This is a genomic window from Wolbachia endosymbiont (group A) of Rhinocyllus conicus (genome assembly GCF_947250775.1).
Classification (GTDB): Bacteria; Pseudomonadota; Alphaproteobacteria; order Rickettsiales; family Anaplasmataceae; genus Wolbachia.
On record NZ_OX366349.1, the window covers coordinates 288,709 to 310,295 of the forward strand.

22 protein-coding genes and 1 pseudogene are annotated in these 21,587 nt (G+C 36.1%); 9 read left to right on the plus strand and 14 right to left on the minus strand.

All coding sequences use genetic code 11. The features are described 5' to 3' along the window. Window positions 1-12 precede the first annotated feature (12 nt). Window positions 13-384, plus strand: coding sequence for a hypothetical protein (locus OOK92_RS01445; RefSeq protein ID WP_353273101.1), 372 nt, complete (start codon window positions 13-15; stop codon window positions 382-384). Beyond that, window positions 385-669: a DUF2610 domain-containing protein gene (locus tag OOK92_RS01450; protein ID WP_007549418.1), complete on the plus strand. Its 285-nt coding sequence runs from the start codon at window positions 385-387 to the stop codon at window positions 667-669. It abuts the gene before it with no gap. Window positions 670-675: 6 nt separating this feature from the next. On the opposite strand, the gene dapD is transcribed toward OOK92_RS01450, so the two are convergent. After that, window positions 676-1,506, minus strand: a complete 831-nt coding sequence (gene dapD / locus OOK92_RS01455) for a 2,3,4,5-tetrahydropyridine-2,6-dicarboxylate N-succinyltransferase (protein ID WP_253309923.1) — start codon at window positions 1,504-1,506, stop codon at window positions 676-678. Window positions 1,507-1,579: 73 nt separating this feature from the next. Between dapD and OOK92_RS01460 the strand changes: the two genes are divergently transcribed. Both OOK92_RS01460 and rpe read left to right on the plus strand, forming a co-directional pair. Then, window positions 1,580-2,008 carry a zinc-ribbon domain-containing protein gene (locus OOK92_RS01460; RefSeq protein ID WP_264731275.1) on the plus strand — a complete coding sequence of 143 codons (429 nt, stop codon included), beginning with the start codon at window positions 1,580-1,582 and terminating at the stop codon, window positions 2,006-2,008. 117 nt (window positions 2,009-2,125) lie between these two features. After that, window positions 2,126-2,806 carry a ribulose-phosphate 3-epimerase gene (gene rpe / locus OOK92_RS01465; protein WP_253309921.1) on the plus strand — a complete coding sequence of 227 codons (681 nt, stop codon included), beginning with the start codon at window positions 2,126-2,128 and terminating at the stop codon, window positions 2,804-2,806. 202 nt (window positions 2,807-3,008) lie between these two features. Here the strand turns inward: rpe and pnp are convergent, their stop codons facing one another. From pnp to truB, 3 genes are read right to left on the minus strand one after another with little or no spacing between them, the layout of a single operon-like run. Then, complete coding sequence (gene pnp, locus OOK92_RS01470; RefSeq protein WP_264736016.1) at window positions 3,009-5,282, minus strand: polyribonucleotide nucleotidyltransferase; 2,274 nt, start codon at window positions 5,280-5,282, stop codon at window positions 3,009-3,011. A gap of 14 nt (window positions 5,283-5,296) precedes the next feature. Beyond that, window positions 5,297-5,569, minus strand: a complete 273-nt coding sequence (gene rpsO, locus OOK92_RS01475) for a 30S ribosomal protein S15 (protein WP_006279944.1) — start codon at window positions 5,567-5,569, stop codon at window positions 5,297-5,299. Between the two features lie 12 nt (window positions 5,570-5,581). Further along, on the minus strand, window positions 5,582-6,520 hold the full coding sequence (gene truB / locus OOK92_RS01480) for a tRNA pseudouridine(55) synthase TruB (RefSeq protein ID WP_264736017.1): 939 nt from the start codon (window positions 6,518-6,520) through the stop codon (window positions 5,582-5,584). A gap of 144 nt (window positions 6,521-6,664) precedes the next feature. On the opposite strand from truB, the gene OOK92_RS01485 reads away from it, so the two are divergent. Further along, window positions 6,665-7,105, plus strand: coding sequence for a collagen-like triple helix repeat-containing protein (locus OOK92_RS01485; protein ID WP_264736018.1), 441 nt, complete (start codon window positions 6,665-6,667; stop codon window positions 7,103-7,105). A 72-nt stretch (window positions 7,106-7,177) separates the two neighbouring features. Here OOK92_RS01485 and ribD read toward each other — a convergent pair whose 3' ends face one another. Together ribD and OOK92_RS01495 are read right to left on the minus strand one after the other, a co-directional pair. Beyond that, a complete protein-coding gene (ribD, locus tag OOK92_RS01490) occupies window positions 7,178-8,428 on the minus strand; it encodes a bifunctional diaminohydroxyphosphoribosylaminopyrimidine deaminase/5-amino-6-(5-phosphoribosylamino)uracil reductase RibD (protein ID WP_264736019.1) in 1,251 nt (416 codons plus the stop codon). After that, the gene (locus OOK92_RS01495; RefSeq protein WP_264736020.1) at window positions 8,428-9,609 is read right to left on the minus strand and encodes a deoxyguanosinetriphosphate triphosphohydrolase; all 1,182 of its coding nucleotides are present in this window, start codon (window positions 9,607-9,609) and stop codon (window positions 8,428-8,430) included. The genes ribD and OOK92_RS01495 overlap by 1 nt, the downstream gene beginning before the upstream one ends. 47 nt (window positions 9,610-9,656) lie before the next feature. On the opposite strand from OOK92_RS01495, the gene OOK92_RS01500 reads away from it, so the two are divergent. Further along, window positions 9,657-10,118: a HesB/IscA family protein gene (locus tag OOK92_RS01500; RefSeq protein WP_253309780.1), complete on the plus strand. Its 462-nt coding sequence runs from the start codon at window positions 9,657-9,659 to the stop codon at window positions 10,116-10,118. Between the two features lie 39 nt (window positions 10,119-10,157). After that, entirely contained in the window at window positions 10,158-10,832 is a 675-nt protein-coding gene (locus OOK92_RS01505) for an ABC transporter ATP-binding protein (protein WP_253309781.1), read from the plus strand. Between the two features lie 246 nt (window positions 10,833-11,078). On the opposite strand, the gene OOK92_RS01510 is transcribed toward OOK92_RS01505, so the two are convergent. Further along, on the minus strand, window positions 11,079-11,777 hold the full coding sequence (locus OOK92_RS01510; RefSeq protein WP_264687881.1) for an alpha/beta hydrolase: 699 nt from the start codon (window positions 11,775-11,777) through the stop codon (window positions 11,079-11,081). Window positions 11,778-11,932: 155 nt separating this feature from the next. Here OOK92_RS01510 and OOK92_RS01515 point away from each other — a divergent pair, with 155 nt between their 5' ends. Next, the gene (locus tag OOK92_RS01515; RefSeq protein WP_264736021.1) at window positions 11,933-13,069 is read left to right on the plus strand and encodes a cysteine desulfurase family protein; all 1,137 of its coding nucleotides are present in this window, start codon (window positions 11,933-11,935) and stop codon (window positions 13,067-13,069) included. Window positions 13,070-13,748: 679 nt separating this feature from the next. Next, a pseudogene (locus OOK92_RS01520) lies at window positions 13,749-14,041 on the plus strand (IS4-like element ISWosp8 family transposase); the annotation flags it as partial. Window positions 14,042-14,122: 81 nt separating this feature from the next. On the opposite strand, the gene fumC reads toward OOK92_RS01520, so the two are convergent. The 7 genes from fumC to OOK92_RS01555 form a co-directional block, all read right to left on the minus strand. Further along, window positions 14,123-15,517 (minus strand): class II fumarate hydratase, encoded by a 1,395-nt coding sequence (gene fumC / locus OOK92_RS01525; protein ID WP_264736022.1) that lies wholly within the window; start codon window positions 15,515-15,517, stop codon window positions 14,123-14,125. A gap of 289 nt (window positions 15,518-15,806) precedes the next feature. Further along, window positions 15,807-16,202, minus strand: coding sequence for a hypothetical protein (locus tag OOK92_RS01530; RefSeq protein ID WP_264736023.1), 396 nt, complete (start codon window positions 16,200-16,202; stop codon window positions 15,807-15,809). Between the two features lie 111 nt (window positions 16,203-16,313). Next, window positions 16,314-17,594 carry a flavodoxin-dependent (E)-4-hydroxy-3-methylbut-2-enyl-diphosphate synthase gene (gene ispG / locus OOK92_RS01535; protein WP_264736024.1) on the minus strand — a complete coding sequence of 427 codons (1,281 nt, stop codon included), beginning with the start codon at window positions 17,592-17,594 and terminating at the stop codon, window positions 16,314-16,316. Window positions 17,595-17,619: 25 nt separating this feature from the next. Beyond that, the gene (locus tag OOK92_RS01540; RefSeq protein ID WP_253309909.1) at window positions 17,620-18,240 is read right to left on the minus strand and encodes a TRP75-related protein; all 621 of its coding nucleotides are present in this window, start codon (window positions 18,238-18,240) and stop codon (window positions 17,620-17,622) included. A gap of 197 nt (window positions 18,241-18,437) precedes the next feature. Further along, window positions 18,438-18,962, minus strand: coding sequence for a GAS domain-containing protein (locus OOK92_RS01545; protein ID WP_253309908.1), 525 nt, complete (start codon window positions 18,960-18,962; stop codon window positions 18,438-18,440). 154 nt (window positions 18,963-19,116) lie between these two features. Further along, window positions 19,117-21,240: an FtsK/SpoIIIE family DNA translocase gene (locus OOK92_RS01550; RefSeq protein ID WP_264736026.1), complete on the minus strand. Its 2,124-nt coding sequence runs from the start codon at window positions 21,238-21,240 to the stop codon at window positions 19,117-19,119. Then, entirely contained in the window at window positions 21,241-21,519 is a 279-nt protein-coding gene (locus OOK92_RS01555; RefSeq protein ID WP_253309879.1) for a YggT family protein, read from the minus strand. Window positions 21,520-21,587: the final 68 nt, after the last annotated feature.

Consider the following 21,587-nt stretch of genomic DNA (forward strand, 5'->3'; position numbering starts at 1 on the left):
AGTGCTTCAGTTATGGACGACAAAAACACCGATTATGTTGCCCTTATACCTCAAGATGATAGTATTGAATACAAATTTGAAGAAGCTGTCAATTTTATAGAAAACAAGGTTATAAATGCTGATGGACTAACTTTAGCGGAAGTGTTTCAAGTGCTAGTTCAAATGCTAGATGGTGATCTAGAATTGGTAAAAAAAGTACTAGCATATGCTAATATTATGGCAAAGCATGGAATGAAGGTAGCAAAAGAGTCGCAATTAAGCAGAGCTGATGTTCGCCGAGCTTTGGAAGGTAAAGAAAGTGTTGTCAATAGACAAGATTTTATAAAGAAACCACCTCTTCCACCTGCTATAAAATCGACCAAAAAGAAAAGTAGAGGTCTTTAGATGGCTGAATCTATAAAAAAATTTACTGTACAATGTGACTTCAAAGGACAAAGTTCACCTTTTGCAATATATATAGGAAATCCAAAAAGTGATGCTCATCCAATTCATCATCAAGATTCCTGGCTTGTAAAAGAACGTGGAGGGAATATCCCTAATAAAGTAAAAGAAAGTCTACAAAAATTATATAAACTATCTCAAGAAAATGGAGTCTCTTTCTCAGAGTTATGTGCGTATGCCATTACTGTGGTTAGTAATAATGATAAAAAAAGTGACGACAAGCAGTGAGATAGTTTAATCCCTCAATATTTCATTTATAGAGGTTTTCGATCTCGTCTTTTCATCCACTTTTTTTACTATAACTGCACAATAGGTTGAAATGTTATTTTTAGATGGAATAGACCCTGGTACCACTACAGAATAAGGTGGCACTTCGCCATAAAATACCTCGCTAGTTTCTCTATCAATAATCTTTGTTGATGCTCCAATAAACACACCCATGCCAAGGACTGATCCTTCTCTCACTACCACACCCTCGGCTACCTCGCTACGTGCTCCAATAAAGCAATTATCTTCTATAATGACAGGTGAAGCTTGAATAGGCTCAAGGACTCCACCTATTCCCACTCCACCGGAAATATGGCAGTTTTTTCCTATTTGCGCACAGCTACCAATCGTTGACCAGGTATCTATCATTGTTCCTGAATCAACATATGCACCAACGTTGATAAAACTTGGCATTAGAACAACATTTGTACCTATATAAGCAGATCGGCGGACAAAACACCCAGGAACTGCTCTAATTTTTAACTGGCGAAATTTCTCCTCATTCCATTCACTAAATTTGTTACCGATCTTGTCAAACCAGCAATTGGTATTGTCTATTATTTTGTTTTCTTCAGTGAGAAAATGTAATAATATTGCCTGCTTTATCCACTTATGTACTACCCATTCTCCACTTGATAGCTTTTCTGCTACTCTAATTTTGCCACTATCAAGGAGCTCAATTACCTCTTTAATTGCTATTCTTGCTGTTTCCTTTAGGTTACAGTCATTAAATTTTTCTCTATTTTTCCAAATATTTTCTATCTCACTTTGTGTTTTTTTTAGTTGCAAACCTTCCATTTGTTATATATATTAATATTAAATTTATAGCTCTGTATCATTTGAGCTTGTTACCACCTTATATGTAAGTGCTATGAAAATACAATGTAATAGTTGTACTAAAACTTACTTAGTATCTTCTGAGCAAATTGGTGCATTTGGAAGAAAGGTAAAGTGTACGAACTGCAATCATATATGGCATGAACATCTAGAAGAAGCGTCAAACAAATCGCACTCTGCTAATATACAGGAAAAAAAAATTAGTGGAAGGAATTTTTTACAAAATCTAGCATTTACCACTCTAGCTTTTGCAACAGCTACAGGGTTATGCGTCGTAATTGCTAATGGCATCTTTCCTAGAGAGATGAACAAAGCATACAAAACGATCAGTTCATATAAGGATTCAATAAGCTATAAATTAGGGTACAAAAAAGAACAAACAGAAAATCCAAATGTAAAAAAACTTGTTGTAAATAAGTTTTATCAAGACTACCTTTTTTTATCTAATTTAAGATCTAGTTAAATAGGCATAAACCATCGCCGATATCGGTATCCAGTTCCTATAGCTACTCAGATGATGCAAATAGTATTAGGGTGACAGAGTCTTAAAAATAAGTTATTTTTTAGTAAAAAACAGCTCATGAGTATTAAAATTGCACCTTCTATACTTTCAGCAGACTTTGCAAAATTAGGAGAAGAAGTAAGAAAAATTAGCGATTTAGGTGTAGATTACATACACATAGACGTTATGGATGGGAATTTCGTTCCAAATATTACAATTGGTCCTAGCGTTGTCTCTGCAATACGTAAATATAGCAATCTTCCTTTTGATGTGCATTTAATGGTCAAATCTCCTGGTAACCACATTGAAAGCTTTATAAATGCTGGTGCTGATATTATCACTGTACATGCAGAAGCAGAGATACACCTTGAGAGGTTGATAAGAAAGATAAAGTCATACAAAAATGTAAACGACGCAAAAAAAACGATTCAAGCTGGAGTCTCAATTGTTCCTTCAACTTCCCCAAGTGTGCTTGAATACATAATACATGAGCTAGATATTGTGCTGATTATGACAGTCAACCCTGGCTTTGGAGGGCAGGAATTTATTCATTCACAGTTGAACAAGATATCTACTATAAAAAAAATGATACAGGAGCGTAATCTTAAAACACAAATTTCAGTAGATGGTGGAATTAACTTTTCTAACGCAACTGATATAATAAAAGCAGGTGCTGATATTTTAGTTGCGGGATCGGCGATATTCAAGGCTGAAGATATTAAGAAGGCCGTAAATGATCTTAAAAATCCATCGTGGTAATCCTATATAGCTAGTGCAGCCCTACGTCATACCGCGATTCATTCGCGGTATCTCAGCCGCTAACACGTAGCGGAATGTTGGCAAACCTAAGATCTTTAGCTAGTTAACACAAATTATTTCTATTATCTACCAATTTGAAAAAGTCTCTGGTCCAAGTAGTCAAGCTACTTGGATGACAAGAGGTAACGCAAGAAGTTTACTTTTAATAAAAGCCTGATGATGAATCATTATTACCAAATTTCGGCTTATTTCTGTTGCTGAAACCAGAACGAGGACGAGAAGGCTTCTTATGGTAACTTCCTCCAGGTTTTCTATTAAATGAATTATTGTAATAATTATCCCTGTCATTTGGACCATCTTTCCTTTTCTCGTTGTAAAGCTCACCTTCAAAAAACTCTCCCGTCTCTTGATCAACTCGACGTCTTGACAACTTTGGACATCCACCTTTTTCGAAGTCAATTACTAGTGCTTTGAAAGTATCATCTTGTTTAAGTATGCTCTCTATAGAATCTATGTGTTCATTAGCTACTTCACTTATGTGCATTTTTCCTTTTCTGCCATTAAGAAATTCAAGCTCTACAATAGACTTCTCTATTTTTACAACTTTGACATCAACTATAGAACCTTGTTCTAGTTCTGTTATTGAATCAATCATCATACTCTTTGCAATTTCAGCTTCAGTGCCACTCGTGGCAAAAACAGAAACTTTACCATCATCTCCTATTTCAATTTTTGCATTACTTCTTTCACACACACTGCGTATATTTTTTCCTTTAGCACCAATAGCTGCAGAAATTTTGTCTTTATCTATGTAAAATGATAACATCCTTGGTGCATGGTCTTTGACGTCATCACTGTGTTCTGAAATCACTGCATTCATTTTTTCTAAAATATGTAATCTTCCAGCTTTTGCCTGTTCTAAAGATTTTTCAACAATTTCAAAGCTTATACCAGAAATTTTCATATCCATTTGTAGTGCCGTAACCCCTTCACTAGTTCCTGCTACTTTAAAGTCCATATCACCAAGATAATCTTCATCACCCAATATATCGGAAAGTATCACATACTCGTCTTTATCTTTAATAAGGCCCATAGCAACTCCAGCAACAGGGGCCTTTATTGGCACACCCGTATCCATTAAAGCAAGAGAAGTCCCACAAACTGTTGCCATAGAAGAAGAACCATCAGACTCCAAAATTTCGGATACTACTCTTATTGTATAAGGAAATTCAGATTTATCGGGTAAAACAGGATGAATTGCTTTCCAAGCAAGTTTGCCATGACCGACTTCTCTTCTTCCTGGTGCACGTGCAGCAGAAGTTTCTCCAACAGCAAATGAGGGAAAGTTATAATGCAACATGAAATGCTCACGTCTATCCCCTTCAATATCATCCACAATTTGCTCATCTTGAGTAGTACCAAGAGCAGTAACAACCAATGCCTGAGTGTTGCCTCTTGTAAACAGCGCAGAACCGTGAGTTCTGGACAGAATATCAACTTCAACTTCTATCTGACGTATCTCATCATGCTTACGACCGTCTATCCTTACACCTTTCTTCCTAATTATTTCACGTACTAAAGATCTTTCAAAGTTTTTTACTGCATACGTAATTAACTTTTCATCTTTTCCAGTCTCTTTAAGAGTATTCAATATATTCTCTCTGACCGCTTCTAGAGCTTGAACTCGCTCTTGTTTTACTGTTTGCGAATATGCTTTTTCAAAATCTTTACCGTATTTTTCGAGCTCTTGTGTTATATCTGATGTATCAACAGGAGCAAAGCTTTCAGGCTTATTGCCAACTGTATCAGCAAACTCTTTTATGAGCTTAATGACAGGTTTAAGGTGTTCATGGCCAAATTTTATTGCATTAAAAACATTTTCTTCAGAGAGCTCTTTCACTTCTGACTCAACCATTAAAATCGAATTTTCATCACCAGACAAAAACAGATCCAAGCTGCTTGCTTTCATCTCTTGAACAGAAGGGTTGAGTATATAGTTATTATTTTCATCACAACCAACTATCACTCCAGCTATAGTAAAGTGAAAAGGAACACCAGAAACCGCAAGAGCTGCAACAGCACCAATCAATGCTGGCACTTCAGGAGGATTGACTGTATCATAAGTTAATAGATTACACACCACACTAATTTCATCATGAAATCCTTCTGGAAAGAGTGGCCTTACACTCCTATCTATTACTCTTGAGATTAAAGTTTCTCTATCAGATGGCTTGCCTTCCCTTTTAAAAAAACCACCAGGGATCTTACCCATGGCATAGCTTTTTGCGATAAACTGCACATTTAAAGGTAGGAAATCAACGCTTTCTTCCTTCTTTTTACGTACAACAGTTACTAAAACAGAAGTATCACCGTAATTTACAACTACTGAACCATGAGCTTGGCGTGCTATTTTTCCTGTTTCTAAAGATAAGGCACGACCACCCCACTCTATAGATTTTTTTATAATTTTAAACATACTAAATTCCTCGATTATTTTCTAATGCCTAACTTCTCTATTAATTCCTGGTAGGCTTCATTACCAAATTTACGCTTTATATAATTTAAGTGCTTGCGTCTTCTACCTATCAATATAAGTAAACCACGCTTAGAGTGATGGTCATGCTTGTGCACTTTAAAATGCTCAGTTAAGTTACTGATCCTCTCGGTCAAAATTGCACATTGTACAAAAGATGAACCTGTATCATCCTCTTTAATCGCATATATATTTATCAAACTCTTTTTCTTTTCGGATGTTATCGACATCTAAACCTCATTTTAAATATTAAAAACACGAATAGGTTTCACACAACCATAAATAAAACTGCAGATTGCAATAGGTACACTACCCACTATCGTACAACAAATATCATAATTCTTTAAATTACGCAAGTTATTTAATACAACTTCCTGACCTTTTCTGATTTTCCCCGCATCTTCTGGGGAAATTTCAATTTTGAACATCGATTTTAAAGCCGATTCAATGGGAATGATGAAACTTTTTGCATTACTCCCTGTACCTTCTATTACTCCAGTATCACCTTTTGTTATCGGAGAGTAAGTTATTGTGTTTCTTTCAGCGAGCTGTTCAATTGTCACTGATTCGTTTTCTCTAAAGTCACCTACCATAGTTCTTCTTAATTTCGTAATGTGTCCAAAACAATTTAATGCAATGCCAAGATCCCGAGCAATTGATCTCACATATACACCACTACCGCACATCATAGAAAAATTTGCACTATTATTTATGGTGTCCACAGATATCAATTTCAGCTCATGTATTTTGACTTGTCGGGGTTTTATATTTACCTTTTGCCCACTTCTTGCCAATTTATACGCCCTTGCTCCTTTAATTTTTATTGCTGAAAATTGAGGAGGAGTCTGCTTGATCTCACCAATAAAATTTTTAATTGCACAATTTATTTGATTATATTCGGGTTTTATATCGCTAGTTCTAATGATATCACCACCCAAATCATCCGTTGTTCTTTGTTCGCCCCATTTTATTGTAAAATCGTATGCCTTTAAGTCACAAGATAAATACGGTATAGTTTTTGTTGCCTCGCCAAGAGCAATTGGCAACACACCTGAAGCTAAAGGATCAAGTGTTCCCAGATGACCAGCTTTTTTTATCCCAAAAATCCCTTTGACTCGGGCTACAGCCTGTGCAGAGCTAATTCCTATTAGTTTATTAAGATTCAGCCAGCCGTGTATCATACGTTTAATTATATACAACTGATAACAGTTTAGGAAGTAGCTTGAAATATATACTTTAAATGATAATGTAAAGGATGGCTTGACAAACATGCATTATTAACACATACTTAATCCTCTTATTAGGCTTATTTTAAGGGAACTGTTATGAGTAAGGATCAAACTATATTGAAGTGGGAAAACACTGCACATATAGCAAAAATGAGTATTGAAGGTACAGCTGCATTTGCATCTTTAGCGGGAGCAATAGCAGCAATATTAATTGCTACTAAAGTAATTGCTGGCCCTGCATCTTCAGCACTTGTTGCTAGCCCTGCTGGAATTGCAGTTCTATCTATTGCAGCTGTATATTTTTCCGCAGCAGCTTATGCTTCATATCAGCAAATGAATGCGATTGGTGAAAAAGGACCTCAAGGTGATAAAGGACCAGTTGGCGATAAAGGACCTCAAGGTGATAAAGGACCAGTTGGTGATAAAGGACCTGAAGGTGATAAAGATAACGTTGTAGAAACAAAAACATTACTTGATGTACTTAGTAATGATGCTGTTAAACAGCAATTTAAGACTGCGCTTAATATTTCAAACTAATTAAATAAATTAGCATAACCAGAGGTAGATTTTCTACCTCTTTCTTTTTCCTTTCATTTGAATATGTAAAGGTTAAGGCAATCTATCCCACACCTCAGCTACATCCTCACTAAACTCTATTATCTCTGTTTTTTTGAACTGATAGCACTTGTTAATAGATTGAATTCCTAAATTCCCTATAAAGGGGATGGCATCATTACCTAAAATTTTACCACTACGGCAGATTATCAGCCTGTCGATTAAACTATGCTTCAGTAGCTCTGTGATTAACACTCCTCCACCTTCAACTAATAACCTTGTTATGCCAATTTCTGAAACAAGTTTTGATGCCATGTCTTTTAGGCAGACTTTATCGATAATGTCAGGCTCCGATGTCATTCCAGCGCGTGACGCTGGAATCCAGTTTTCATTATGCAATTGCTTGAAGTTTTCTGGATCCCAGTGTCTGGGCACTGGGATGACAGGAGAAGGCGTTAGAATGACAGGAGAGTGTGTTGGGGTGACATCTGGAATAACAGGAGGTTTGTGATTTGAATTGACTATCAAATAATTAATGTTTTTTATTTTTCTCTCTATTTCTCTGTTTGTAATCACCCAAGTTATTACTTTATCTGCAGTCTTTGCAATATTATGCTCTTCCTGCAATTTTTCCTGGCTATCTATAATTAGCCTTATTGGCGATCTACTTCCGAGTTCTGGTAATCTGCAAGTTAAGAGTGGATTATCGTTAATAAGAGTATTGCTGCCAATCATAATTGCATCATATTTTGCTCTAAGCTCATGCACCCAATTTCTCGTATCTTCACTTGTTATCCATTTGCTATCGCCTGTAAATGTTGCAATTTTTCCGTCAAGAGTTGTTGCAATTTTGCAAGCTATAAATGGTCTATGAAATTCTTTAGTGGTGAAAAAACCGACATTCAGTTCTTCTGCCTCTTTTTGCATAATACCTTGCTCAACTTCAATTCCTGCTTCTTTCAGAGCTTTAATGCCTCCACCTGAAACTCTGCTATCTGGGTCAATAGTTGCAATTACTACCCTTTTTATTCCAGCTCTTATGATTTCCGCAGTACATGGTCCTGTAACTCCAAAGTGGCAACATGGCTCGAGCGTGATATACATAGTTGCACCATGGGTTAAACCTTCTGCACTTTGCAAAGCAACCACTTCTGCATGTGGGCGCCCACCTACTCCTGTATATCCCTCACCAATGATTATACCATCTTTTACAATAACACACCCGACAGTAGGATTTGACGCAACATTCCCAAGATTTTTTTCTGCAAGCCTTAATGCAATTGACATGAAATGATCATCAGTCATTAGAAAGAAGTCATTTCATATGAAGTGTCGAATATTCTCCTGTGCTCATGTATAGCAAATCTATCTGTCATTCCCGAGATATAGTCGCATATTACTATTGAACGCTGGGATTCACAAGCAAGTTTGCTCCACTCTGTAGGAAGTAATCTTGGATTTTCATAAAAACATTGAAAAAGTTCCTGTATTATGCGTTTCGCTTTGTTCATCGTTCTACTCAGTTTATAGCTTCTGTATATTTTCTCCATGTTGAATCTTTTCATTTCTTTTGTAGCATTCGCAACTTCTGGTGAAAATGTGACTAGCATTTTATTTAGACTTCTTACGTCTTCTACACTTTTTATTTTATGATCTTCAATATTTCTTTCAGTCTGAGAAACAACATCACTTATCATAGTTCCTATAGTTCCACTCAGTGATTCATGTATGAGTTTGCTCTGAGGCAATTCTGAATATCCGCTCCTTACGTCTTTAAACATTTTTCCAATTAAAGGGACATTCAGCAAATCTTCAATGGTTACTAAATTTGCTCTGAGTGCATCATCAAGATCGTGAACACTGTAAGCAATATCATCGGCAATTGAAGCAACTTGCGCTTCAATGCTTGAAAATTCCTCAAGTTTTAGATCATATTTTTCATTATATTCTAATAACAGCTGATTATTTGTAGAAGACTCCACGTTTTGACCAAGCAAGGGACCATTATGTTTTGCAACCCCTTCAATCACCTCCCAACTTAGATTCATACCATCAAAATCAGCATGTTTTTGTTCAAGATAAGTTAAAATCCTTATAGCTTGAACATTATGATCAAACTCATACTTCTCACTATCAACTTGAACTAGAGCATCCTCACCTGTGTGACCAAATGGGGGATGACCAAGGTCATGTGCAAGCGCTATGCATTCAGTGATGTCCTCATCTAAGCTGAGCCTGCGTGCGATGGATCTTGCAATTTGTGCAACTTCAAGGCTATGAGTCAGCCGAGTGCGATAGTAATCGTGCTCGTAATTGATAAAAACTTGTGTTTTGTACCCCAATTTCCTAAACGCATTAGAGTGAACAATGCGATCCCTATCACGCTGAAAGCAGCTGCGATTCTCATCTTCTGGCTCTTTGAAGTATCTCCCTTTTGTTTTGCTTGGAAAGCATGCATAACTTAATAGAAAATTATTGTTTGACATGTAAAATTTCTACTATAATAAATTATCAATAATAAACGGTGGTTACTATGTCAACAAATTACAACATCAACTTAACTGATAATGCACTAAAAAAAATCCACTTTCTTGCAGAGCAGGAAGGGGATAAGAGTTCCGTTTTGCGGGTTGCAGTTTCAGGCGGTGGATGTTCTGGCTTCAAATACAATTTTCTTATGGATCAAATGAATAAAAATCTATCTTTGGATGATGAAGATGATGATTACGATGATGAGTTTGATGACGAAGACGAAGATGATGACTATGAAGAAAGCGAGGACTATAGAAGCCACTCCAGTTTTAGCGAAAAAGGTAAAGATATAGTAATTAATGATGAAAATGGCAATCCTGTATTAATGGTTGATAATTGTTCAGCAAAATTTTTAAATAACTCAGTTATAGATTATACTGAGGATCTCAGTGGTTCTGGTTTTCAAATAAAGAATACCCTTGCTAAGTCTCAATGTGGTTGTGGTAACAGTTTTTCGGTTTAATTATTACCAAAATTTAGATGCCTTCTGGGTCTTTTAAACATGGGTGATAATGTAGCTCTAGAACTAACTTCTGTAGATAAAAGCTTCAAGGACAATTCTGCTGTTGTAAAAGACATCAACCTAAGTGTCACAAGAGGGCAAGTAGTAGCGCTGATTGGCAATTCAGGTGCAGGAAAAACAACTATATTGCAAATCGCAGGCTTGTTGGACAAGCCAACTTCAGGTATAGTTACGATAGATGGAATAAATTGCACACAAGCCAATAATAAGCATAAAACCCATGTAAGAAGAAATTTTCTTAGTTTTGTTTATCAATTTCACTATTTGTTACAAGAGTTATCGGTGTTGGAAAATATTATGCTTCCTCAACTTATTGCAGGAAAAAGCAAAGCTGAAGCAAAAAAAAATTCGCAAGCAATGTTGGAAAAATTTGGTCTGGAAAACAAAGCAAGTAGCATGGTATCTGAAGTTTCGGGTGGGGAAAGGCAGAGAGTTGCAATTGCAAGAAGCATTGTAAATTCTCCAAAGCTTTTACTTGCAGATGAGCCAACAGGAAATTTAGATCCAACAAATTCTTTTAACGTGTTTTTACTGCTACATTCATACGTAAAGGAAAATAACAGCTCTATGCTTATAGTAACGCACAATCATCTCCTTGCAGAAAAGGCAGACTGCATTTTCCAATTGAGAGATCGATCATTAGTGAAGTTGTGAATAGGAAAAATAGCACAATTTAAAACTACCTATGCCTTATACTTATCTAACCAATGATCATTAACAGAGTACAACTCGCATGAAACGCTTTCATTGCTTTTTATACACGGACTTTTTAACTTACGCTGTTTACTTAGGGAACACCCCGATAACATAAACACAGCTAAAACAAAAAATAATAGCTTTTTAAACATAACAAAACCTTTTCATTTATATTACTACACTCATTTCTCTTGTTTGTAAAGGTTAGGCATATTCTTTTACCCTTACCTCTTTTTTGACCTTTTGAGAAGAAATAGCTGCACTGTTTAAGCGCAGTTTTATATAACCATCTACGATTTGAGTCACTTCCTCTTCTTTATCCCTTAGAAAGTGATTAGTATCGTCTATTATATGGTATTTCATGTGATCACTTTTTACTGAATTTATTAACCTTTTTGCTAATTCTGTTACATCGCTTTCTTCTGAGATTGTATCGTTACTGCTTTGTATTATAAGCCCAGAAACTGGACAGGGAGAAAGAAAAGAAAAATCGTACTTAGTTACCGGAAGAGAAAGAGCAATAAAACCCACTATCTCAGGGCGACGCATTGTTAGCTGCATAGCCACCCATGCTCCAAAAGAAAAACCAGCGATCCAAATTGGAACGTTGCTAGGATTATGTTCCTGAAGCCAATCAATAGCTACCGCAGCGTCAGTTAATTCTCCTATACCCTTATCAAAAGTTCCGGTAGATTTTCCCACACCACGAAAGTTAATTTTCAATGCAGAAAAATTGTTATCGATAAAAGACGTATATATACCATGTACAATTTTACTACCCATATTACCACCATATTGAGGGTGATGATGTAAAACCAGCACAACCGGCGCGTTGGCATCTTTGCTTTGGTGGTATTCACCTTCTATCTTTCTTGTTGCATTATTCAAAAAAACTTCTACCACGGTAACTCCTAATAAAAACCTGCTTGACAGGTATTGATGACATGAATTATTAATTATGTATTAATTTCGCTGTTTTTGCAATAAATTTTTTATCGTGTTAAAGCTAACGTACATAGTTATGGCTATAGTTGATGGTAAACTTATTTAAGTGACAGATGAGTCCATTCTCTTTAGAAAATAGTGGTTACGTATATGCTGATTACAATGCAACTGCTCCAATTAGTGAGAATGTAAAAAAAAGTATATTTGAGGTCTTGTTAAAACAAACGCTCAATCCATCATCACTACATAAAAGAGGACAAGAAGCGAGGAAGATTCTTCAGGATGCAAGAGATAACATACGTGATGCTCTTGGTGTTCCAAGTGATAAAGAAATAGTTTTTACGTCTGGTGCGACTGAAGCGAATAACCTTGTTATGAGAGGAATAGCAGGCTATCTGCATGTAATTTCAGCTATAGAGCATCCTTCAATTCTTAATTCTGCATGTAATCCATATATAATACCCGTTAATCAGGAGGGCATTGTTGACTTTTTAGAGCTAGAAAAAATTCTAAGCGAACTTAAAGGAAACAAAGCAATAGTTTCAGTTATGATGGCAAATAACGAAACCGGAGTTATTCAGCCTGTTAAGGAAATAGCTGAAATAGCACACAAATTTGGAGCAATTTGCCACACTGACACTGCTCAAAGTGTTGGAAAAATTAAAGTTAATATGGAAGATTTAGGAGTGGATTTACTCACTTTATCCGCCCATAAATTTGGCGGTGTAGCAGGCAGTGGAGTTTTAATATTCAATAAAGAACTTGCGATAGAACCTATTATAATAGGTGGTGGACAAGAGAAGGGATTTCGTGGTGGTACGGAAAATATTGTTGCGATTGCAGGCCTTTCTGCTGCACTGCAAAATATTCCAGACCTTCTATCAAAAATGGATGAAGTAAAGGAGCTACGTGATCAATTAGAGTGTGAATTATTAAATCTTGCCAGTGATATAAGAATCTTCGGTAAAAACTCTAAGAGGCTGCCAAACACAAGTTTTATTTATATGCCAGAAGTAAAGAGTGATGTGCAGCTCATGCATTTTGACTTGAATCATATTGCAGTTAGTAATGGTTCTGCATGTTCTTCTGGAAAAGTTGAGCCTTCCCATGTTTTGCTTGCAATGGGGGCAACAAAAGAGCAAGCAGAGTGTTCAATTAGAATCAGTATAGGTCCAGAAACTAAACCACAAGACATAAAAAAAATAGTGGATTGTTGGTATAATATCTACAAGAAGAACACCTTGGTATAGATAATACGTGGTATCATGCAGGGAGCTATAAATTAAATGTAAAAAATTACTTTACAAACTCCGCCAGCCCCCTTATCATGAAACTGAAGGTATTCAGTTATCTTCATCTGTGCAGATTAAACAGCAAGAAAACAACGTAGTTGGCGTCTTATTTTTAATTTTTTGCACTATGTGCACCTTATGTCTTCACAGTATTTCTAGGTTTTTACCTACACAAGCTGAAACGCGCTTATAAGTCGTTTAAGACAGTATAGTACGCCAATTTGCAGGATTAGAGAGTGACAACTAGCTAACACGGGATTTCTTTTGCCTTTTTTTCTGCTTAGTAAATTTCTTAAACATTTAAACTAAGGTGAGTTGCAATTAAAAGCAGCTAAATTGCAGTGTTTAAGACTAAAAAAACGCCAATACTGAAAATAGACAATGACCAGGGTTTCTTTTGCCTTTTTTTTCGTTTGGTAAATTTCTTAATATTTATGGCTTAGGTTAGTTACAAATTAAGAGCAATATTCACGGAAATGGTGTCATTCCAGTGCTTGACACTGGGCACTTTAGACAATGTTACAAAAATAATATCATAGAATTCAATAGGATAATTCCTGGTGTACAGTCCCAGAGTGTGATGGTATGATAAAATATGAGAAAACAATACCATCAAAGGAGGAATTATGGGACCATACACCTAGAGGCTGTATTACAAGAATTTTGGGCGAACTTAGTTATGTGTAATATATTATCGCTTCATATGTGTGATGCACAAGGGCCTTGGAACCCAGATCAAATTACTGAGTATCGTTTAAATTTTTCAGTTTTATTTGGTGTAATGAGGCAGAAACTCTATCAAGTACTTATTGCACCAAAAAACTTTCAAGCCCTTTTTAAGCATGCGTGCTAAAGTTAAAATTCGACCAGGGCAGCCACAATAAGGTAGATAAGCCCAAACGCCATCATGTTTTTAGGAGAGTTTGCTAATGGAGGCTCTTAAGTTGACTCCATTGGCTGAACGGATACCTCTTAACTTGACGCGTATGGTTTATTTAACACTCCCAACGGTTACAAATAATTCACCATTTCTTCTGGTTTCACTATCCTTTCAAACTCCTCCTCAGTGAGCAGTTGAAGTTTTGCTGCTGCTTCTTTTAGAGTGATATTTTCTTTATAAGCAAGCTTCGCTATTTTTGCTGCATTGTCATACCCTATATGCGTATTTAATATAGTGACCAACATTAACGACTGATTCAGTAAATCTTTTATCCTCTCTTCATTTGCCTTAATACCAACTACACATTTTTCTGTAAAATTTAAACTTGCATCAGCTAAAAGTCTTATAGACTGCAAAACATTGTAAATTATCACTGGCTTAAACACATTCAATTCAAAATGACCGTTTGAACCACTAATGGTCACAGCAACATGATTTCCCATAACTTGAGTGCACACCATAGTTACTGCTTCACACTGAGTTGGATTCACTTTACCTGGCATAATTGAAGAACCAGGCTCATTTTCCGGTAACATTATTTCCCCAATTCCACATCTTGGACCAGAACCAAGCAACCTTATATCATTTGCAATTTTCATTAAACTGACTGCTACTGTATTGAGTGTTCCACTGAGCTCAACTAAAGCATCGTTTGCTGCTAGCGCTTCAAATTTATTGCCTGCTGAAGTAAATGGAAGATTAGTAATTCCTGCAACTTTGCTTGAAAAACCTTCAGCAAAACCCTTTTTAGTATTGAGTCCTGTGCCAACCGCAGTGCCACCTTGTGCAAGCTCGTATATACCACTTAAAGTTAATTTTACTCTCTCTATCCCCTTTTTAATCTGGGCTGCATAGCCAGAAAACTCCTGTCCCAGTGTTAGGGGCGTTGCATCTTGTAAGTGAGTACGTCCTACTTTTATTATATTTTTAAATTCCTGAACCTTATTATCCAGCACCTTATGCAATTTTTCAAGATTTGGAATAAGCAAGCAGTTTATTTGCTCTGCTGCTGCTATATGCATTGCTGTTGGAAAGGTGTCATTTGATGACTGACCATAATTCACATGGTCGTTTGGATGTATCGGAGATTTACTACCCAAATTACCACCTAAAATCTCTATTGCGCGATTGCTGATCACTTCATTCATATTCATATTAGTCTGCGTTCCGGATCCGGTTTGCCAAACAACAAGCGGAAATTCATTATTAAATTTGCCATCTATTACTTCCCTTGCGGCTGCGCAGATTGCGTCCCCTACCTTATTATCTATGCTACCCTGCTTCATGTTAACACGTGCTGCTGCAAGTTTTACTATTGCTAATGCTTTAATCAGAGGCTCTGGCATTTTTTCTGTGCCAATCTTAAAATTTTCTAAAGAACGTTGAGTCTGCGCTCCCCAGTAATGTTCACTTGGTACTTTTACTTCCCCTAAGCTGTCTGATTCTATTCTCGTTTTTCTATCCATATTTTCCTTCTTAGCGTCATGCAAACTGGTTCACTACATAATTTTTTCATGTCTACTTCTTGGTTAATTAAATCATACTAGATCCAAGTAGTCAAGTGTGACCTTACCCAGAAAAAGTAGAGAGAAAGTTAAGACGTTTTTGGAGTAAAATAAAACGTTTTTTCAAAATATGGCAAATAGTTTATTCTCTTTGTAAAAAACATTCCAAACTTTCTCTCCACTTTTTCTGGGTAAGGTCAGTTCAGCTATAGGCAGCAGTTTTCTGTATTTACTTTAAATTGAAGAAAGCTCAAATGAAAGATCGTGTTTTGCTAAAAATCACAGAATGCAGTCTGGTTACATCACTAGTGCCTAAAGTGATCTCCTTTATCCTCTCATCTGCTAGTATTTTTAATTCCTTACCGTATCTATAATAATTTCGCTTTATAACGTGTAACTCATCAGCAGAAGAAGAATCTAATTTAGGGTAATATTCGTAATCGCAATTTTCTTCGATGTCCTCAATGCTTATAGATGATGCTAAAAGTGGAAATAGAATTAATAGTAAAGTTAGTAGGATTCTTGTACAACTATTACACCACGTCCTGGGTAGCGCGTGACCAGAGAAAAAAAGATATGGATCCAAGTAGTCAGGGCACTGGGATGACAGAAGATAGTGCAAGAAATTTCGTAAAAAGCTTTTCATACCAACTATTTAAACTCAATTGTGTTATAAATATATTAATAGCGAAAAAAGAAAAACAAGGTTTAATTTTCTTTTTTATTTGCGATTTATCTATTAATTAACCGTGAAAGGTTACGTGTAATGCTCCTTCACATAATTATCAATAATTGCCTTAAATTCTTCAGAGACATTATCACCTTGTAAAGTTTTGAAATACTTGCCGTCTTTGTAGACTGCTGAAACAGGTTTTTCTCCATATCCAGGCAAGCTGATTCCCAAATTTGCGTGTTTGCTTTCTCCAGGACCATTTACTATGCATCCCATAACAGCAATGTTCATATGCTCTACACCTGGATTTTTTTTCTTCCACATCGGCATATGAGTTTTTATATAGCCATTCACTTCTTCAGTTAATATACGAAAACGATCGCTACTCGTGCGCCCACAACCAGGACATGAATTAACCTGAGGGTTAAAGTGTCGCAAGCCTATAGATTGCAATATTTCCTGACACACCACCACTTCATTAGTACGCAATTCACCAGGACGTTGAGTCAAAGAAGCCCGTATTGTATCTCCAATGCCATTTTGCAATAAATAAGTAAGCCCTGCTGCGGTATTTACCACACCTTTATTGCCCATACCAGCCTCAGTTAAACCCAAATGCAGCGCATAATTGGAAGATTTTGCAAGTGCCATATAAACTAAAATTAAATCTTGTACTTTGCTAACTTTACATGAAATGATTATTTTGTTTGAATTTAGACCAATTTCTTCAGCTTTTTTTGCACTATCAAGAGCAGACATTACAAGTGCTTTGCGCAGTATAACATCAGAAGGCCTTGCATTACTAAGCGAAGAGTTTTCATCCATCAGTTTTTGTAAAAGGTATTTATCAAGACTACCCCAATTTACCCCAATTCTAACAGGAAGATCGTGCATTATTGCATACTCTATCACCCTTTCAAATTTCTCATCACGTTTGTCGCCAAAGCCTATATTGCCTGGATTGATTCTAATTTTACCCAGCATTTTGATGTTGTCTGGATAATCTTGAACTAATTTATCTAGCTCATATTGACCGCAGCCTACCAATATTTTACCGTCAAAACCTTCTTTATTTATCTCTTCTACTATATAAGGTATTGCCCTTGCTACTTCCTCTGAATTCAAAGCAATCCGTACTAACTCTGAACCTGCGCGCGCTAGTTCTGTTATTTCTTTTGCATAATGTTTTGCGCTACTTTTTATATCATCAGAATCTATATGCACACCAAGCGCCATAGATTGTACGACTATAGGATTATTTCCACCTATCTTTACTTTTCCAACTTCTACAACATGAGTTTTGTGCCTGGAAATCGGCGATAATTCATATGCATCGTCATTCAATATCAGGTCTTTATCTAGCATATTATTAATGGCCAATATTGTGATACTATTTTACTGTGTCAGCTACGCTGCCAAATGAACTTGAACCATTCAAACTATAAGCATCTACGTTATCCAAATTAGCAATAGAATCATGTGAGCACGTTTTTCTTGATGGATTTTCTTTTATAGTGACATTTATAGGAGAAACTTTTTTTTCTCGTGTTGAAGTAACTTTCTTCCCTTCTTGTTGTTCACTTTCATGCTGCTCGCTTTCATACTGGGAAACTGGCTCTTGATCTATAAATACAGCACCCTTTAAACGTGCGATATTAATACCATGCTGATTTATCATAGCGCTCTCTTCATCGTCGACTATGCACGCTTCCATGTCATTTGGCTCATTATCAAGACTAGCAATTTTTTTCTCTTTTAATTTTTTGATTAGATCTTCTTTATTTATAGCTCGATCTTGTGACTTTTTTTTCTTGAGGAGCTCCCTACGCTTCTCATACAGTTTATATGACTCAGCAAAATCCTCATCTGTATGAAAGTTTGCACCACCAGGGTTACCAGGAGGTATGTATCTCTTACTGAGCTTAGATTTAGCTTCAGCACTATGCACAGTAAAAAAGCTAGAAACCAAAAACATTAATATAAATAAAACTTTAGAAAAAACCCTAAGCATATGGTGCTATAGTAAATATCGTGTTTTAAAAGATAGCAATTAACGAACTTTAAGTAAACCAGAATCTTTACTAACTTTACAATACAAATATTTTTCTAAAAAGTGATATGTTTACTATCAAAAAACCTACATAGGCTAAGAGAAGAGTAAGGTGCTACAAGTTGCGTAACACCTTCTCAAGAAGAGTGTTATGCAACTTAGTCTGGCATTTGCATATGCTTCTTTTCATTGCCATCGATAGCATCTACATTATTAAGTTTTGCGTCTGGTGTATCTTTAGACAAGTTCTTTTCTTTCTCCCTTTCACACTTAACTCCCTGATAGATACAGAATGCAACAAAAGAAGTTATCGCTATTGCGGCAACAGCACTGACTATGGCACAAATTAGTAGTGTTTTTTCTTGATCTGCTACTGCTTCTGTGAGTGTTTCCACTTTTTCTTCTAAACCTGTGAAGTTTTCTTGCAAGCCTGTAAACTTTTCTTGCAAACCATTGAATTTATCTGATAGATCTGTTGACAAACCGTCAAATTTACCTGACAACTCTGTAAATCTTTCTGATAAACCACCGAATTTATCTGACAGTTCTGTTACTTGTTCTGGCAAACCTTTGAAGTTTCCTAATAGCTTCTCTAGTTCTTCTACTTGTTCCTGCAATTTTGTTATGTCTGTTATGTCATTGCCAGACAAACTATACCAAGCATTACTCAAAATATTTGACATTTTTACCCCCTAATTAATTAATATATTACTATTGTACGTTCTTAGTACTTAAATTAGTATTAAATCAACTGTCATTATGTATTGACCTTTTAATAATTTTGTTTGACTTGCTTTTTGAAAGTGCAAAAACTTAAGTTAATGTATTACAAGGTTGCTATTCAACCAATATCTCTCTCTTTCCTGAGTAATTTGGAGAGCTGACAATTCCTTCTTTTTCCATTCTTTCAACAATATTTGCAGCTCTGTTATAGCCTATTCTAAGTTGTCGCTGAATGTAACTGGTTGAAACTTTTTGATCTCTTTGAATGATGGCCACTGCTTGATTGTAGAGGTCGTTTTCTTCATCCTCTGTTTCACCTTCTGATTCCACAGAAGAATTTTCATCTTCTTTGGTGATTTCCTCCATATAATTTGGCTCACCTTGCATTTTTAGATGATCAACTATATCTTGCACCTCATTATCACTTACAAATGGGCCGTGAACTCGAATGATCTTACCACCAGAGGCCATATAGAGCATATCACCCATACCGAGCAATTGTTCAGCTCCTTGTTCGCCAAGTATTGTACGGCTATCTATCTTAGAAGTAACAGCAAAACTGATTCTCGTTGGAAAGTTCGCCTTTATCACACCTGTGATCACATCCACAGATGGGCGTTGTGTTGCCATTATGATGTGTATTCCTGCAGCACGAGCCATCTGAGCTAAACGTTGAATAGAGCACTCTATCTCTTTGCCGGCAACAAGCATCAAATCTGCCATTTCATCCACGATCACTACAATATACGGAAATGTCTCCATCTTGATTGGTATTTTTTCAAACAAAGGTTTGCCTGTTGTTGAGTTAAAGCCAATCTGCACAACGCGCTCCAATTCTATTCCACTATTCATTGCTTCTGTGATTTTTTGGTTATAGTTTATTACATTGCGTACATTTAAATACGACATCATGCGATAGCGATTTTCCATTTCTTTCACTATCCACTTAAGAGCGATAACAGCCTTTTTTGGCTCTGTTACTACTGGCGCCATTAGGTGCGGTATTGCATCATATATTGAAAGCTCAAGCATTTTTGGGTCGATCATTATCATCTTACATTCATCAGGACTTAATCGATAAACGAGCGAAAGAATCATAGTGTTAATCGCAACTGATTTACCCGACCCTGTGGTTCCAGCAACGAGCAAGTGGGGCATTTTAGTCAGATCTGCAATAACTGGTTTTCCACTTATTTCTTTGCCAAGGGCAATTGGGAGATTTAAGTTTGCATTCTGGTATTCTGGTGATTCAAGCAAATCACGCAGCATTACAATTTCTCGTTCCTTGTTCGGCAACTCTATTCCCATAGCATTTTGCCCACGAATTATTGAAATACGTGCAGAGAGTGCACTCATCGAACGTGCAATGTCATCTGCAAGGCCAATTACTCTTGCAGATTTCGTACCAGCTTGTGGTTCAAGTTTGTATAAAGTCACAACCGGCCCATAGCATACACTGATAATTTTTCCTTGCACGCCAAAATCACTCAGGACTTGTTCCAGCAGAGATAAATTTTTATTGCTCTCCATTTCATTCAGCTGCTTTCTCTGCAAAGACTCCTCTGCTTTAGAAAGTAAATGAATGCTTGGAAACTCGAACTCACTGGAAGGTTTAAAAATTTCTTCGGTAGCTTTTTTCTGTCTTTCTTTTGGTTGTTGTTTAGTAGTGATTTTAGTTCTATGTTTTTCTTCTACTACTAATGGTGCAACTGAATATTCAGCAGTTTTATGTGATCTGAAGAATGGAACATTTACAAATAAGCAAGCTATTTTTTTACATAAGAAGAATAGAAAGTGAATTGTTCTCTTCCAACCAACCGATCCTACAAGACCTATTGATGTTACTATCACAAATACATAAAATGGGCAGTTATTAACGAGTGCATTCCCTATTATTCCACTGTGTCTGTACCTTGCTGTGATGCCTAGCGAAAGTTGTGGTAATATAGCACATACCCCTAAATTGATTAATATTAAATAGAGAATTTTCAGCAGTATTTTTGCTGGCCTGAAGATCAACAAGTAAACTATGGTTGTAGCTATTGTAACACTAGTTAATCCAAGAAATTGAACCAATATATCAGCTAAATATGAACCTACTATTCCACCTAAATTTGTCACTTCCTTATTTGTAGCCGTGTTTAAGGAAGGATCTTTATAGTTGTAGCTAAAAACTGATATATATACATATATTAAAAGGGATAGATATATTGCTGATTTTAGATATTTTTTTAACATCTACCTAAAGTAGTAAGCTACTGTATATTTTACAAAGTGAATTGTTATTAGCAATATCATTATAGATAAATCTAATCCGTTGAATGGTGGTATATACCTTCTGATAATTTTCAATGGTGGGTAAGTCAGCTGATTCAAGGTGCGCATTATGCGATTGACAGTATCATTATACACGTTCACTATATTAAGCCTAATCAATAAATCTAGGACAATCCAACATATTAGAATGAAGCTATAAAGATCAAGTAACGTGTTGAGTAGATATATAATTGGATGCATGCATATCTATTACACGAAAGTTATAATAAAGACAAGTATTTAGCCTTTTCAAACTCAAAATGTTGTTT